Source organism: Altererythrobacter sp. B11, assembly GCF_003569745.1.
Taxonomy (GTDB): domain Bacteria; phylum Pseudomonadota; class Alphaproteobacteria; order Sphingomonadales; family Sphingomonadaceae; genus Croceibacterium_C.
This window is the reverse complement of the sequence record NZ_AP018498.1, coordinates 1,655,122-1,667,772: the sequence shown is the minus strand read 5'-3', so window position 1 is coordinate 1,667,772 and position 12,651 is coordinate 1,655,122. Positions and strand designations below refer to the sequence as shown.

The following is a 12,651-nucleotide window of genomic DNA, read 5'->3' as shown; positions in this document are numbered from 1 at the left end:
TCCTCAGGAAAGCAGGATCGCGGCCCAGAAGGCCACGGTGAGCACCACGCCGATGGCGGTCGAACCAATCGACCACGCCTTGTTCGTGGTCAGTTCGAAGCCGGCGCCGATATCCATCACGAAGTGACGGATGCCCGAGCTCATATGGTTGAAGAAGGCCCAGGAAATGCCGACCAGCACCAGATAGCCGATCGGCGTGGTGGCGGCCCAGGCGAAGGTCGCATAGGCTTCAGGCCCCGCCGCCAGCGAGCCGAGCCACCACAGCAGCACCGGCAGGGCGACGAAGGCCATGCCGTCGCCGGTCACGCGGTGGAGGATGGAGACGAGCATGTGCGGTCCCCATTTCCAGATCTGCAGATGCGGTGAAAGCGGGCGGTTTGCCATGGCGTTATCCCGAAGAATGCGAATGTCCTGCTCCCTTAGCGATTGTGCCGCTTCTGACAAGGATCGCGGTGCTTCCCTTTCCCCCTGCCCCGTGAAAGTCTAGGAACACGGCATGACCACTATCCTTATTACCGGATCGAGCCGCGGCATCGGCAAGGCCATTGCGGACCTGCTGCGCAGCCGCGGCGCCACCGTGCTGACCCATGGCAGCACCGCGCATGAGCCCGGCATGATCGGAGCCGACCTCTCCGATCCACCCTCCCCCCAATTGCTGTGGCAGCAGGCGCTGGAGCAAGCCGGCGGCCGGATCGACGTGCTGGTGAACAACGCCGGCCTGTTCAGCGCGACGCCGCTCGATTCGTCGGATATCGCCTGGCTGGATGCGTGGGAGGATACGCTGCGCATCAATCTCACCTCCGCCGCCCAGCTCAGCCGCTTCGCCGTGCGCCACTGGCTGGAGCGGGAGCCGGGGGGCGATGGGCTGCGCGGGCGGATCGTCCATGTGGCGAGCCGCGCCGGCCATCGCGGGGATTCGCCCGACCATTGGCATTATGCCGCGGCGAAGGGCGGGATGCTGGCGATGCACAAGACGATAGCCCGCGCCTATGCCGGGCAGGGCATCCTGTCCTACGCCATCGCGCCGGGCTTCGTGGATACGGCCATGGCGGGCGATTATCTCGCCAGCCGGGGCGGCCCCGGCCTGCTGGCGGACATTCCGCTGGGCCGCGTGGGCGAGCCGGGCGAGATCGCGCAAATCGCCGCATTCTGCGCACTGGACGCGCCGCCGAGCATGACGGGCGCGACAATCGATGCCAATGGCGCCAGCTATGTCCGCTAGAATCGCCCTCATCGCCGCTGCGGTGGCCGCCGCCGCCCTCCTCCCTACGGCCACTCAGGCGCAGCCCACGGCGGCGCCCGTGGTGCCCGACACGCCCGCCGATTCCGGCTGGGACGGGGCCGAACAGCAGCAATGGGCGGCCGCTTGCGAGGATCAGGACGATTGGGACAAGCCCGGCCCGCCCTTCCGCATCTATGGCAACAGCTATTACGTCGGCACCTGCGGCATCACGGCCATTCTGGTGATCGGGGATCAGGGCAATGTCCTGATCGACAGCGGCACGCGGGTGGGCGCCGATGTGGTCGCGGCCAATATCGAGAAACTCGGTTTCAAGCTGTCCGACGTGAAGCTGCTGCTGACCAGCCACGAGCATTTCGACCATGTGGGGGGCATTGCGGAATTGCAGCGCCGCACCGGTGCAAAACTGCTCGCCTCCCCCGCGGCGGCGCCGGTGATGGCGAGCGGCGAGCCATCGGAGCTCGACCCGCAGAACGGCATTCTCGATTCCTTCGCGCCCGCACGGGTGGATGGCATCCTGGAAGACGGCAAGCCGGTGAAGCTGGGCTCGCTCACCTTCGTGCCCGTGTTCACCCCCGGCCACACGCCGGGCGCGGTTAGTTGGCAGTGGCGATCCTGCGCGGGCAACACCTGCGCCACCATGGTCTATGCCGACAGCCTCTCGCCGATCAGCAGCGACAGCTATCGCTTCAGCGATCATCCCGATTACGTCGCGCTCTATCGCCTGGGCCTGCAGCATCTCAGCCAGCTCAGCTGCACCATCGTGCTGACGCCGCACCCTTCGGCCAGCGGCATGCGCAAGCGGCTGGCCTTCGGCTCGCCCTTCGGCGAACCTTCCTGCCGCGCCTATGCCGAAAGCATCGGCAAGCGGCTGGATGCCCGCCTGGCGGAGGAAGCCGCGCGGTGAGCTGGAAGCTGACGGCGCTGGCGCCCAAGCCGGCGGTGCAATCGGCCCTCGCCGCGCATGAGGCGCAGGAGGACTGGGATGCGGACATCGTGCTCACCGGCTCCGAACTGGCGGAGGACAGGCCGGACGACTGGCAACTGGTGGCCTATCTGCCGCGCCGCCCGACCAAGGTGGACAAGGCGGCCGTCGCGGCGCTGTTCGCGCAAGGGGCGCCGGAACTGGTGGCGGAGAAGCTGCCCGAAACGGATTGGGTGACGGAAAGCCAGAAGCTGGTGACGCCGATCCGCGCCGGCCGATTCCACATCCATACGCCCGATTTCCCCGCCGAGGATGGACCCGGCGTGGTCGATTTCACGATCCCCGCCAGCCAGGCCTTCGGCACCGGCCAGCACGCCACCACCGCGGGCTGCCTTGCCGTGCTGGACGCAATGCGCCGGCGGGGCGTGGTGGTGCGCAATCTGGCCGATATCGGCACCGGCACCGGCCTGCTGGCCTTTGCCGCGATGCATCTCTGGCCCTCTGCCCACGCCACGGCAAGTGACATCGATCCGGTGTGCCGATCGGTGGTGGAAGGCAATGCGGCGATGAACGGCATCCCCCTTGGGCATCGTGCGGGGCAGCTGACCATGCTGGCAGCCGAAGGAATGGATCACCCGGTGCTGCAGGCGGGCGCGCCCTATGATCTGCTGATTGCCAATATCCTTGCCGGGCCGCTGGTGGCGCTGGCGGGCGATTTCGCAGCGGCGGTGCTCCCGGGCGGATCGCTGCTGCTCGCCGGCCTGCTCGAAACGCAGGAGGCGGCGGTGCGCGGCGCCTATCGCACGGCCGGCTTCCGCCTCGCGGCGCGGCTGGTGAATGGTGACTGGTCGATACTGTGGCTGCGCCGGCGGCCCGTCGGCTGATCCGCGCGCTCGGCCTCGCCCTGGCGGGGCTCGCGCTGTGTATTGCGCTGTTCGCCCTCGCCGGCTGGATCGGCAGCGCGATCCCCCGCAATGCCGGGTGGGAGGAACCCGCCTCCGGGGTGGAGATCATGGTCGAAACCAATGGCATCCACACCGGGCTGATCCTGCCGCTCGTCACGCCGGAGAAGGACTGGCGCAGCGATTTTCCCGCCGCCGATCTCGCCGATCCGTTGCGACCCTACACCCATGTCGCGGTCAGCTGGGGCGAGCATGAGGTGTTTCTCAACACGCCCAGCTGGTGGGATCTCTCGCCCGGCACGGTGCTCAGGATCGCCGGCCTCGGCGGCAAAGGGGTGCTGCATGTCGCCCATTACGTGCGCCCTGCCCCCTCCGCCTCGGCCCGCCCGCTGCGCCTCACCCCGGCGCAATACCGCCGGCTCGTGGCCGCCATCGAAGGCTCCGTGCCGCCCCGCCCGCGCGTGATCCATCGCGGCTACGGCCCGCAGGACGTGTTCTACGACGCCGCAGGCCGCTACACGCCCGGCAACACCTGCAACCAGTGGACCAGCAACATGCTCGCGCAGGCGGGTGCGCGCACCGGCTGGTGGACGCCCTTTGCCGGCGGGGTGATGAAGTGGGTGCCGGTGCGGCAGGCTGACGCGGAACGGCAAGCGGGGAGCAACGAGATGGCATTCTTGATCTATATCGGAGCGGCAGCCGCGGAAATCGCCGGCTGCTCTGCCTTCTGGGCCTGGCTGCGGCTCGATCGGTCGGCTCTGCTCGTGCTTCCCGGGCTCGCGTCGCTATGCCTGTTCGCCTGGCTCCTGACCCTGATCGACGCGACGAATGCGGGGCGCGCCTACGCCGCATATGGCGGGATCTATATCGCCTCGTCGCTGCTGTGGCTGTGGCTCGTCGAAGGCGCCCGCCCTGATCGCTGGGATGTGGCGGGCGCGGCAATATGCCTGTGCGGGGCCGCACTGATCCTGTGGGGGCCGCGCAGCTAACCCGCGGCTTCCACGATCTCCGCCGAGGCCGCTTCGTCGATTACCTAAATGCCGAGCTACGCCGGCGGGTGCCTAGCTAGCGTAGATCCTGCCCGACTGGGCCAGCCGCTGCCGCGCGGTGTTGCCGGGTACGGCGATCGCCTGTGCCGGATCATACACCTTGCCCACCGCTGGGCTCTCCGGCGCGACATAGACGTTCACCGTCGTGTGCGAATAGCCGCTCGGCAGGTAGCGAATCCAATAGCCATCGGGGTGCAGGCTCCAGCGCTCGGTGGGCACATCCATGCTTCCCGGCCCGATCGGAGCTGCACCGGTCAACACCGCGATCTGCTCGATCTGGGAATAATCCACGCCGCCCGGCGCAGTCAGCAGGCCGCGCATCTTGGACTCGGCCTCGACGACCGTCCGCAGCGGGCCGGGCAGCCCGCCGGTGATGCTCGACAATTGCGAGCTCGTCAGAACAGACAGCGCATTGCGGTTGAGCGAAGCGAGCTGGCGCGACGTGAGCAATTGCGCGGCGGTGAGTTGCAGCCTGTGGTCGAGATCCTCGAACTTCGCCCGCGCCACGATCGCCCACAGCAACAGCTGGATATCGTGCTGTTCGATCTCCGGGTGATTGTTCGAATTCTGCAGGATCGCAATCACGGCATCGCGCGCGGAGCCCTTCACCGGCGCATACAGATAGCCATCGCCGCCCGTCGGCCCGTGCGTGCCGGCGTGCAGGCAATAGCTCTGCGCTTCCATGACGTAGTAGCCGGGCTGCAGGCGGAAACCGCCCTTGTCCGTGCGCTCGAGCGCGGTCAGTTGCTGCGCTGCGGGCGGTACGAAATCGTCGCGTGTCGGATCGCCGTAGGTCGCATCCTTGATGCTCGTCGAAATCGGCGCCTGGCCCTCGAATATATTGGGGATCGCCGGTGCGCCGACTTCCTTCAGGATCTTTCCCAGGCCGCCAAACTGCGCCTGTGCGGCCGTCGCTCCACCCAACATCACGCAGGCCGCCAGACCCGCGGCAAACAAACCCTTACGCATACTAGCCCCCAACCATGGCGATGATTGGCCGATAGTGTCGGTGTCCGCGCCTGTCGACCGTTCATCCGCACGAGGGCAAAGGATAGGGCGCCGGCCTAGCCCGCCGCCTTCACGATCTCCGCCCAGGCTGCCTCGTCGATCACCTCGATACCCAGTTCGGCCGCCTTGCCGAGCTTGCTGCCCGCGCCCGGCCCGGCCACCACCAGATCGGTCTTAGCACTGACCGTGCCCGCTGCCTTGGCGCCCAGCGCCTCCGCCTGGGCCTTGGCTTCGTCGCGGCTCATCGTCTCCAGCTTGCCGGTGAAGACCACCGTCTTGCCCGAGACCGCGCTGGCCCGCGTCTCCACCTCATAGGGCGGCGGATCGAGCAGCCCCATCAGATCGTCCCACACGCGGCGATTGTGCTCTTCGTGGAAGAAATCGGCCAGCGCATTGCCGACGGCGGTGCCGATCCCATCCGTCCGCACCTGCAGGATGGCCTTGATCGCTTCCACCGTGCGCGTGTTGAACTTGCCTTCGCTCTCCTCCTCGCCGCGCGGGTTCTCTTCGCGATAGCGGTGGATCTCGGCCGCCTTTGCGGGAAGCAGGTGGATGTCCACCAGCCCCTTGAGCAGATCGCGCGCGGTCACCGCGCCGACATGGCGGATGCCGAGGCCGAACAGCAGGCGGGCGGCATCGGGCGTACGCTTGGCCTCGATCGCTGCCAATAGATTGTCCACAGACTTGTCCTGCCACCCCTCAAGGGCCAGAATGTCGTCGCGGCGGTCCTTCAGGCGGAAGATGTCCGCGGGGCTCTCCAGCCAGCCGAGCGCGAAGAACTGGTCGATCGTTTTTTCGCCCAGTCCTTCAATATCGAGCGCGCCGCGGCTCACGAAATGCTTGAGCCGCTCGGTGCGTTGGGCCGGACAGATCAGCCCGCCGGTGCAGCGGACATCCACCTCCCCTTCCTCGGCCACCGCCTCGCTGCCGCATTCGGGGCAGTGGTCGGGGAACACATAGGGCGGGCGATCGGCCTCGCGCGTGAGATTTTCCACCACCTGCGGGATCACGTCCCCGGCGCGCTGCACCACCAGCCGGTCCCCCGGCCGCACGCCCAGCCGCGCGATCTCGTCGCGATTGTGCAGGGTGACATTGGTCACGGTGACGCCGCCGACCAGCACCGGCGCCAGCCGCCCGACCGGCGTGAGCTTGCCGGTGCGGCCCACCTGGATGTCGATCTGCTGCAGCGTGGTCTCCGCCCGCTCGGCCGGAAACTTGTGCGCCAGCGCCCAGCGCGGCGCCTTGGCCACGAAGCCGAGCCGGCGCTGCCAGTCGAGCCGATCGACCTTATAGACCACGCCGTCGATCTCATAGGCGAGCCCCGTCCGCCCCGCGGCAATGCGGCGATAATGCTGCAGCATCTCCGCCACCGAACCGCACCGCCGCAGGTGGGGCGAGATCGGCAGGCCCCAGGCTTGGATCCGCTGCATCACCTCATGCTGCGTCTCGCCCGGCACGTCCGAGGCTGCGCCCCAGCCATGCGCCCAGAACCGCAGTGGCCGCGCGGCGGTGACGCTGGCGTCCTTCTGCCGCAGCGATCCGGCGGCGGCGTTGCGCGGATTGGCGAACTGCCGCACGGATGCAGGATCGAACGCCTCGCCGCGGCTCTCGGCCTTCTCGCGCGCATCTTCCATCAACTGTTGGTTGAGCGCGGTAAACGCCTGTTTTTCCATATAGACTTCGCCGCGCACCTCGAACACATCGGGCGCCTCCCCATCGAGTTGCTGGGGGATGTCGGGAATGAAGGCGACATTGGCGGTGACATTCTCGCCCACTTCGCCATCGCCGCGCGTAGCGGCCATCACCAGCCGCCCATGCTCATAGCGCAGCGAGCAGGACAGGCCGTCGATCTTGTCTTCTGCGGTGAAGCCGATCTCCTCATCCTCAGCCAAGGAGAGGAATCGCCGCACGCGGGCGACGAATTCCTCCACCTCCTCATCGGAAAAGGCGTTGTCGAGGCTCATCATGCGGACTTCGTGCCGCACCTTGGACAGCGGCGATGCGGCGATCTCGTGCCCCACCTGGCGGGATGGCGAATCCTCGCGAACCAGATGCGGGAAGGCGGCTTCCAGCTCTGCATTGCGCCGCACCAGCGCATCATATTCCGCGTCGGAGATTTCCGGCGAATCCTCCGCATGATAGAGGCGGTTGTGGCGGGCGATCTGCCGCGCCAGCCGCATCAGTTCGTTGGCGGCATCCGCTTCGGAGATCGGGTTCGCATCAGGCTCCATGGGCGGAGCTATGGCGCGAATGGCGGCGGCTTTCCAGCGCTCACATCCGCTCTTTCAGCCCTGCGCGCACCAGCCACCAGTTCACGGGGAAGGCGGTGCAGAAACCGGCCAGCATGGCCAGCTGCATGGCAAACCAGAATTCCGGCGTCGACACCTCCGCTAGCCCGCCATAGGCCGGCCGGAACCAGGCGAACTGGATCAGCGCCATCAGTCCGTACATGCCCACCTGCCACGAGGTGATCGAGGCCGCATCGGCCTTCACCGCCTGCCAGATGCCCTGCCCCACGGAGAGGTCGCGCATCGGCTTGATGGTGAAATACTGGAAGATCACGCCGAGGAGGAAGGCGACGAGATAATCCAGCACCCATACGGCGAAGAGCTTTTCGGCGAACAGCGTGTGCCAGCCGAACCACACCGCCAGCGCTGGCATAGCGAAGGCCGCCCATTCTGCAATGATGTCGCCCAGCGTGCAGCCTCCGCCGCAATGGCTCGCGCCCTTGGCAACCGCGATCCAGAAGGGTGGCTCTCCTTCCCAGCCCTCTATGCCGGCGCCTTTCAGCCGGCCCCAGGAGAGATAGAACCACAGCCACAGCACGGAGCCGAACAGAGCAGTGAGCGGCCACACCACATTCATGATCGCCATCTTCTGCGGGTGGCGCCGAACGTCATCGACGATCCACAGGGCACACAGGCCGCCGATGGCGAGTGATAGAATGGCCAGCCAGTGCAGCCAGGCGGGAAAATCCGGTTGCGGCATGTGGGGCGAACGGCAGCAGCGGCGGCCGGGTTCCCCATCTGCCGGTGGCTATTGCGCCAGCACCCGCTCGTCGCGCGTGAATCGCCAGCGGCCTTCGGCGAACCGCATGCGATATTGCGCCGCCGGTTCACAGGCACCTTGGCCGCGCGTATTTACCCAGCCGGTGCAAGCGCTGTCGCCTTCACACCTAAACCGATAGACGTCGATCACCGTCGCGGGATCGCCGGTGATGCTGTCGGCATATTTACTTCCGTCCCACTGGCAGCGATCGGCCGGGGCGAGACGCGGGAAGCGCTTGAGCAAACGCTCCTCCTGCGCGGCGGAGAGGCCACTGTCCCCGTGATTGTCGCCTTCGCTCCGAAACACGGCGCAGGTGGTCGGCGGCAAATCGCCCGCCCCGGCGAAATAGGCCTCCACCGCGTGTTCGAACAGGGCCAGCACAGGGGCGCGCATATCGGCCGCCAGTGGGGGCGGCGGCGGCGGATCGCCATCGGCGGGCGCGGTGGTGCAGGCGCCCAGCAAGGCCACGGTGCTAAGGAGCGGGAGGCGCATCACACGCCCTCCAGCAGGCGATCGGCCTGCGCGCGGGCCTCGCTGGTGATCTCGGCGCCTGACAGCATGCGGGCAATCTCCTCCTGCCGGCCGGCGGCATCCAGCAGCACCACCGAAGTGCGCGTGACCGTGCCCTCGCTCGACTTGGCAATCATGTAGTGCTGTGTGCCCCGCGCCGCCACCTGCGGGCTGTGGGTAACGGCGAGCAACTGCCCTCCGCCCGCCAGCCGTGCCAGCCGTTCGCCGATCGCGCTGGCGACCGCGCCGCCCACGCCGCGGTCGATCTCGTCGAAGATCACCGTCGCCGCGCCGCCCTGTTCGGCAAGCGCGACCTTGAGCGCGAGGATGAAACGCGACAATTCGCCGCCGCTGGCAATCTTGGCGAGAGGCGCGAAGTCAGCGCCCGGATTGGTGGAGATGAGAAATTCCACCGCGTCCATGCCGGCGGGCCCCCACCGCTCTTCCGGCAGTTCGGTGACGGCGGTCTGGAAACGTGCGGCATCCAGCTTGAGCGGCGCGAGTTCGCCCGCCACGGCCTCGTCTAGCCGGCCGGCTGCTTCCACGCGCCGCGCGCGAAGGGCGTGCGCCGCCTCGCGATAGGCCGTGCCGGCTTCCTCCTCCGCGCGTTGCAAGGCGCCGATTTCGGCATCGCCGGCTTCGATCGCATCTAGGCTCGCGCGGAGCGTTCGCATACGGGCGGGCAGTTCGTCCACCGCGCAATCATGCTTCCGCGCCAGCGCGCGCAGTTCGAACAGGCGCGATTCGATGCGGTCCAGCTCCGCCGGATCGTGCTGCAGCGCCTCCGCCGCCTGTTCCAGCTTCGCTTCGGCCTCGCCCGCTTCGATCACCGCGCGATCCAGCGCGGAGAGCGCCTCGCCAAGCAGGGGATGTTCCTCGGCGATGCGATCCAGCCGCCGGGCGGCTGCGCGCAGGCTGGCGAGCGCGGAATCGGAGCCGTCCCACAGCAGCCGCAATTGCTCGAGATCGCCGGAGAGCTTCTCCCCCTTCTGCATATCGGCGCGGGCCAGGGCGAGCATCTCTTCCTCCCCCTCCTGCGGCTCGATCGCAGTGAGTTCCGCCAGATGAGCGAGGAGGAGATCCTGCTCCGCCCGCGCCTGATCGATCTCCGCCCGGGCGCTTTCCAGCTTGCTGCGCGCTGCGCGCCAGCGGGTCCATGTCGCCTCCACCGCCGCCACATCGGCCCCGGCATAGCGATCGAGCAGAGCGCGATGGCCGCGCGGATTGACGAGGCCGCGATCGTCGTGCTGGCCGTGCAGTTCCACCAGCGCAGGGGCGATCTGGCGCAGCAGGGCGGCGCTGGCGGACTGGTCGTTGATGAAGGCCTTGGACCCGCCGTCGGCGCGCAGGCGGCGGCGGATGATCAGCGGTTCGCCCGCCTCCACCTCCATCTCCGCTTCGGCCAGCGCCTCGCGGATAGGCGGCGGCAAGGCGTGGAATTCAAAGGTCGCCGTGACCGAGGCCTGATCCTCCCCGGCGCGGACCAGCGCGGTTTCCGCGCGATTGCCCAGCACCAGCCCCAGCGCATCCAGCAGGATGGACTTTCCCGCCCCGGTCTCGCCCGTCAGCACACCGAGGCCCGGCGCGAACGCGAGATCGAGCGCCTCTATCAGGACGATGTTTCGGATCGCGAGCGAAGTCAGCATAGCGCGCTTTCCGCTTTACGGGGCGGCGGCGCAAACCGCAACGGCAGGCCCGTTTTACACCGCTCTTGCATGGGGGGATGCAAGGCGCCTGCAGAGGCAGAACAAGTATTTATTAATCAAACCATGCGCTATTCGTCGCTCGATACCGTGAGAACGAGGGGGCGATGTCCGGTTTGACGATGATCCGCGCGAGGAAGCGCTTCGCCGTGAAGAGGCCGGTCGGTCTCTGTCCGCGCGATGGCGGGAAGCCGGCACGCGGACTGATGATCGAGCTTTCTTCCGAAGGTTGCCGGGTCAGCAAGCTGGGCTTCCGCAACTTCAGCGAAGGCGAGAAGGTGACGCTCAACATGGGTCAGCGCCCGGCGCTGACCGGCTTCATCCGCTGGGCGCATGACGGGATTGCCGGCGTCCGCTTTGAGCGGGCGCTGCACATGGGGGAATTGCTTGAGCTCGTGAACTGCAGCCGCGGCGAGGAAGAGGACGCCCGCCGCTACGGCACCTGAGGGCCGCGCCGCTCAGTTGGCGCTGGCCAGTTCCTGCGGCGCATCCTTGCGCAGGAGATCATAGGCCTTTTCATACCAAACGCTGCCGGGATAGTTGGCCCCCAGCACGGCGGCATATTTCTTCGCTTCCTGCGGGATGCCCAGCGCGAGATTGGTTTCCGTCAGGCGGAACAACGCTTCGGCGACATGGCTGGTGGTCTGGTAATTCTTGACCACGTTCTGGAAGCGCATGTCGGCCGCGATCCATTTGCCGGTCGTTTCGTAGAAGCGGCCGATCTCCATTTCCTTGCCGGCCAGGTGATCGTTCACCAGGTCGATCTTCAGCCGCGCGTCGGCCGCATATTCGCTGTCCGGATAGCGGCGCTGCACTTCGGTGAGTGCGGTCAGCGCCTGCTCGGTGATCTTCTGGTCCCGCTCCACATCGCTGATCTGCTCGTAATAGCACAGGGCGATCAGGTAATAGGCGTAGGGCGCGTCCTTGTTGCCCGGATGGATCGACAGGAAACGCTGCGCGGACTGGATCGCCTGCGTGTAATCCTTGCGCACGTAATAGGAGAAGGCGCTCATCAACTGGGCGCGGCGGGCCCAGGGCGAATAGGGATGCTGGCGCTCCACCTCGTCGAACAGGGCGGCGGCGATCTTCGCATCGCCCCGGTCCAGCCGTTCCTTGGCCGCCATGTAGAGCGATTCCACATCGCGCGCGACATAGGCCGTATCGCCGCGGTTGCCCCCGCGAGAAGAGGCACAGCCGGTCACCAGAGTGGAGCCGGCGGCCAGCGCGGCGATCACGGCGGTCTTGCGGGAAATGCGAAGCGTCATGCCGCGCCTATAGCCAGCGCCATCGTGAACGCCAAGTGAAGTCGCGCGCTCTCCCCCGCCATGCGGCCCCGCCCCTCATTCGAAGAAGGCGACCGAGCGCACCTCTATGCTGGCGCGGGTGTTCGCATCGGGGAAGCTGGGATCGAAGAAGGCGGTGTGCGGGCAGCGCCAGGTGCGCGCATGATCGCTGTCGTGGAACTTGAACAGCAGGATGTCCTCCGCCTCCATGTTGGAGAAATACCACCAGCGGTGCTCCGGGCTGTAGCTGGGGATGGTGGCAGCCATCATGTCCGCCTCCCCCGCCACCGGCGCGGTCAGTGCATCGCCCTGCGGAAACTCGTCCACCACGAACAGCGTGTTGCTCTTCTCCTCCCCGGCAAAGCTGGTGCGCCCGTCGCACAGCGCCAGCGGCACGTCCTGCGGCGGCGGAGAGAAGGTGCGCCAGTAGGAAGTGATGAGGAAGCGCTTGTAGCCCGGCCCATCGGGGAAATGCTTGCGATAGGTGGCGTCTGCCATGCGCCGCGAGGTGGGAGTGTTGAGGTCGATATGCGCCTCCCCCGCGGGCGGCTGCACGCCGCCGGTGTGCTGGTAATTCTCCGCCTTCTGCCGGGCGCGTTCGGAAAGATCGGCGCTCGTGCGGATCATCCAGCCCCGCGCCACCACCTTGTCCGCCCCGGTCAGGCGGCGGATATGCTCTTCCACTTCCCGCTCATAGAAGCGATCCACCATGGCCTTGTCGTCGAAATCGCTCACCGCCGTGGGATTGCGGGCGATCATGAAGCCGTGGACGTCGAGTTGGAAATGGTCGCGGATCGGCATGCCGTCGCGCACGATCACCTCGTGATCGGAATAGGTGCCGGTGTTGATTTCCGCCCCCTGGCTGACATAGCGGCGGGTGACGAAATCGCCCGGATCGACATAGCGGATGGTGGAGCGCACCTGACGCGCGCCCTCTTCCACGTTCGGATCGGCCACGGTTGCCATTTGACGTTTCTCCCGGA

Annotated in this window: 13 protein-coding genes and 1 pseudogene; 6 read left to right on the top strand and 8 right to left on the bottom strand. The window is 67.1% G+C overall.

Annotated features, from left to right (window positions below; translation table 11 throughout):
* Positions 1-3: 3 nt before the first annotated feature.
* On the bottom strand, positions 4-384 hold the full coding sequence (sdhC, locus tag AEB_RS08010) for a succinate dehydrogenase, cytochrome b556 subunit (protein WP_119082717.1): 381 nt from the start codon (positions 382-384) through the stop codon (positions 4-6).
* A gap of 112 nt (positions 385-496) precedes the next feature.
* Between sdhC and AEB_RS08005 the strand changes: the two genes are divergently transcribed.
* From AEB_RS08005 to AEB_RS07985, 5 genes and pseudogenes are all read left to right on the top strand, one after another.
* The gene (locus tag AEB_RS08005) at positions 497-1,222 is read left to right on the top strand and encodes an SDR family NAD(P)-dependent oxidoreductase (RefSeq protein WP_119082716.1); all 726 of its coding nucleotides are present in this window, start codon (positions 497-499) and stop codon (positions 1,220-1,222) included.
* Positions 1,212-2,147, top strand: a complete 936-nt coding sequence (gene bla / locus AEB_RS08000; RefSeq protein WP_119082715.1) for a subclass B3 metallo-beta-lactamase — start codon at positions 1,212-1,214, stop codon at positions 2,145-2,147. The genes AEB_RS08005 and bla overlap by 11 nt, the downstream gene beginning before the upstream one ends.
* Positions 2,144-3,049 (top strand): 50S ribosomal protein L11 methyltransferase, encoded by a 906-nt coding sequence (locus AEB_RS07995; RefSeq protein WP_119082714.1) that lies wholly within the window; start codon positions 2,144-2,146, stop codon positions 3,047-3,049. The genes bla and AEB_RS07995 overlap by 4 nt, the downstream gene beginning before the upstream one ends.
* A gap of 128 nt (positions 3,050-3,177) precedes the next feature.
* Positions 3,178-3,606, top strand: a pseudogene (locus AEB_RS18395) (DUF2459 domain-containing protein); the annotation flags it as partial.
* Positions 3,607-3,735: 129 nt separating this feature from the next.
* Positions 3,736-4,056 carry a YnfA family protein gene (locus AEB_RS07985; RefSeq protein ID WP_119084532.1) on the top strand — a complete coding sequence of 107 codons (321 nt, stop codon included), beginning with the start codon at positions 3,736-3,738 and terminating at the stop codon, positions 4,054-4,056.
* Positions 4,057-4,128: 72 nt separating this feature from the next.
* Here the strand turns inward: AEB_RS07985 and AEB_RS07980 are convergent, their stop codons facing one another.
* From AEB_RS07980 to recN, 5 genes are all read right to left on the bottom strand, one after another.
* Positions 4,129-5,085 (bottom strand): hypothetical protein, encoded by a 957-nt coding sequence (locus tag AEB_RS07980; protein ID WP_145985278.1) that lies wholly within the window; start codon positions 5,083-5,085, stop codon positions 4,129-4,131.
* A gap of 95 nt (positions 5,086-5,180) precedes the next feature.
* Positions 5,181-7,355: an NAD-dependent DNA ligase LigA gene (gene ligA, locus AEB_RS07975; RefSeq protein WP_119082712.1), complete on the bottom strand. Its 2,175-nt coding sequence runs from the start codon at positions 7,353-7,355 to the stop codon at positions 5,181-5,183.
* A gap of 40 nt (positions 7,356-7,395) precedes the next feature.
* Positions 7,396-8,112, bottom strand: coding sequence for a DUF4396 domain-containing protein (locus AEB_RS07970; RefSeq protein ID WP_119082711.1), 717 nt, complete (start codon positions 8,110-8,112; stop codon positions 7,396-7,398).
* Between the two features lie 48 nt (positions 8,113-8,160).
* Complete coding sequence (locus AEB_RS07965; RefSeq protein ID WP_119082710.1) at positions 8,161-8,664, bottom strand: hypothetical protein; 504 nt, start codon at positions 8,662-8,664, stop codon at positions 8,161-8,163.
* Positions 8,664-10,328 carry a DNA repair protein RecN gene (recN, locus tag AEB_RS07960; protein WP_119082709.1) on the bottom strand — a complete coding sequence of 555 codons (1,665 nt, stop codon included), beginning with the start codon at positions 10,326-10,328 and terminating at the stop codon, positions 8,664-8,666. The genes AEB_RS07965 and recN overlap by 1 nt, the downstream gene beginning before the upstream one ends.
* A gap of 164 nt (positions 10,329-10,492) precedes the next feature.
* Here recN and AEB_RS07955 point away from each other — a divergent pair, with 164 nt between their 5' ends.
* A complete protein-coding gene (locus AEB_RS07955; protein WP_119082708.1) occupies positions 10,493-10,831 on the top strand; it encodes a PilZ domain-containing protein in 339 nt (112 codons plus the stop codon).
* Between the two features lie 12 nt (positions 10,832-10,843).
* Here AEB_RS07955 and AEB_RS07950 read toward each other — a convergent pair whose 3' ends face one another.
* Positions 10,844-11,650 (bottom strand): outer membrane protein assembly factor BamD, encoded by an 807-nt coding sequence (locus AEB_RS07950; RefSeq protein ID WP_119082707.1) that lies wholly within the window; start codon positions 11,648-11,650, stop codon positions 10,844-10,846.
* Positions 11,651-11,725: 75 nt separating this feature from the next.
* Entirely contained in the window at positions 11,726-12,634 is a 909-nt protein-coding gene (locus AEB_RS07945) for a CmcJ/NvfI family oxidoreductase (RefSeq protein WP_119082706.1), read from the bottom strand.
* Positions 12,635-12,651 lie beyond the last annotated feature (17 nt).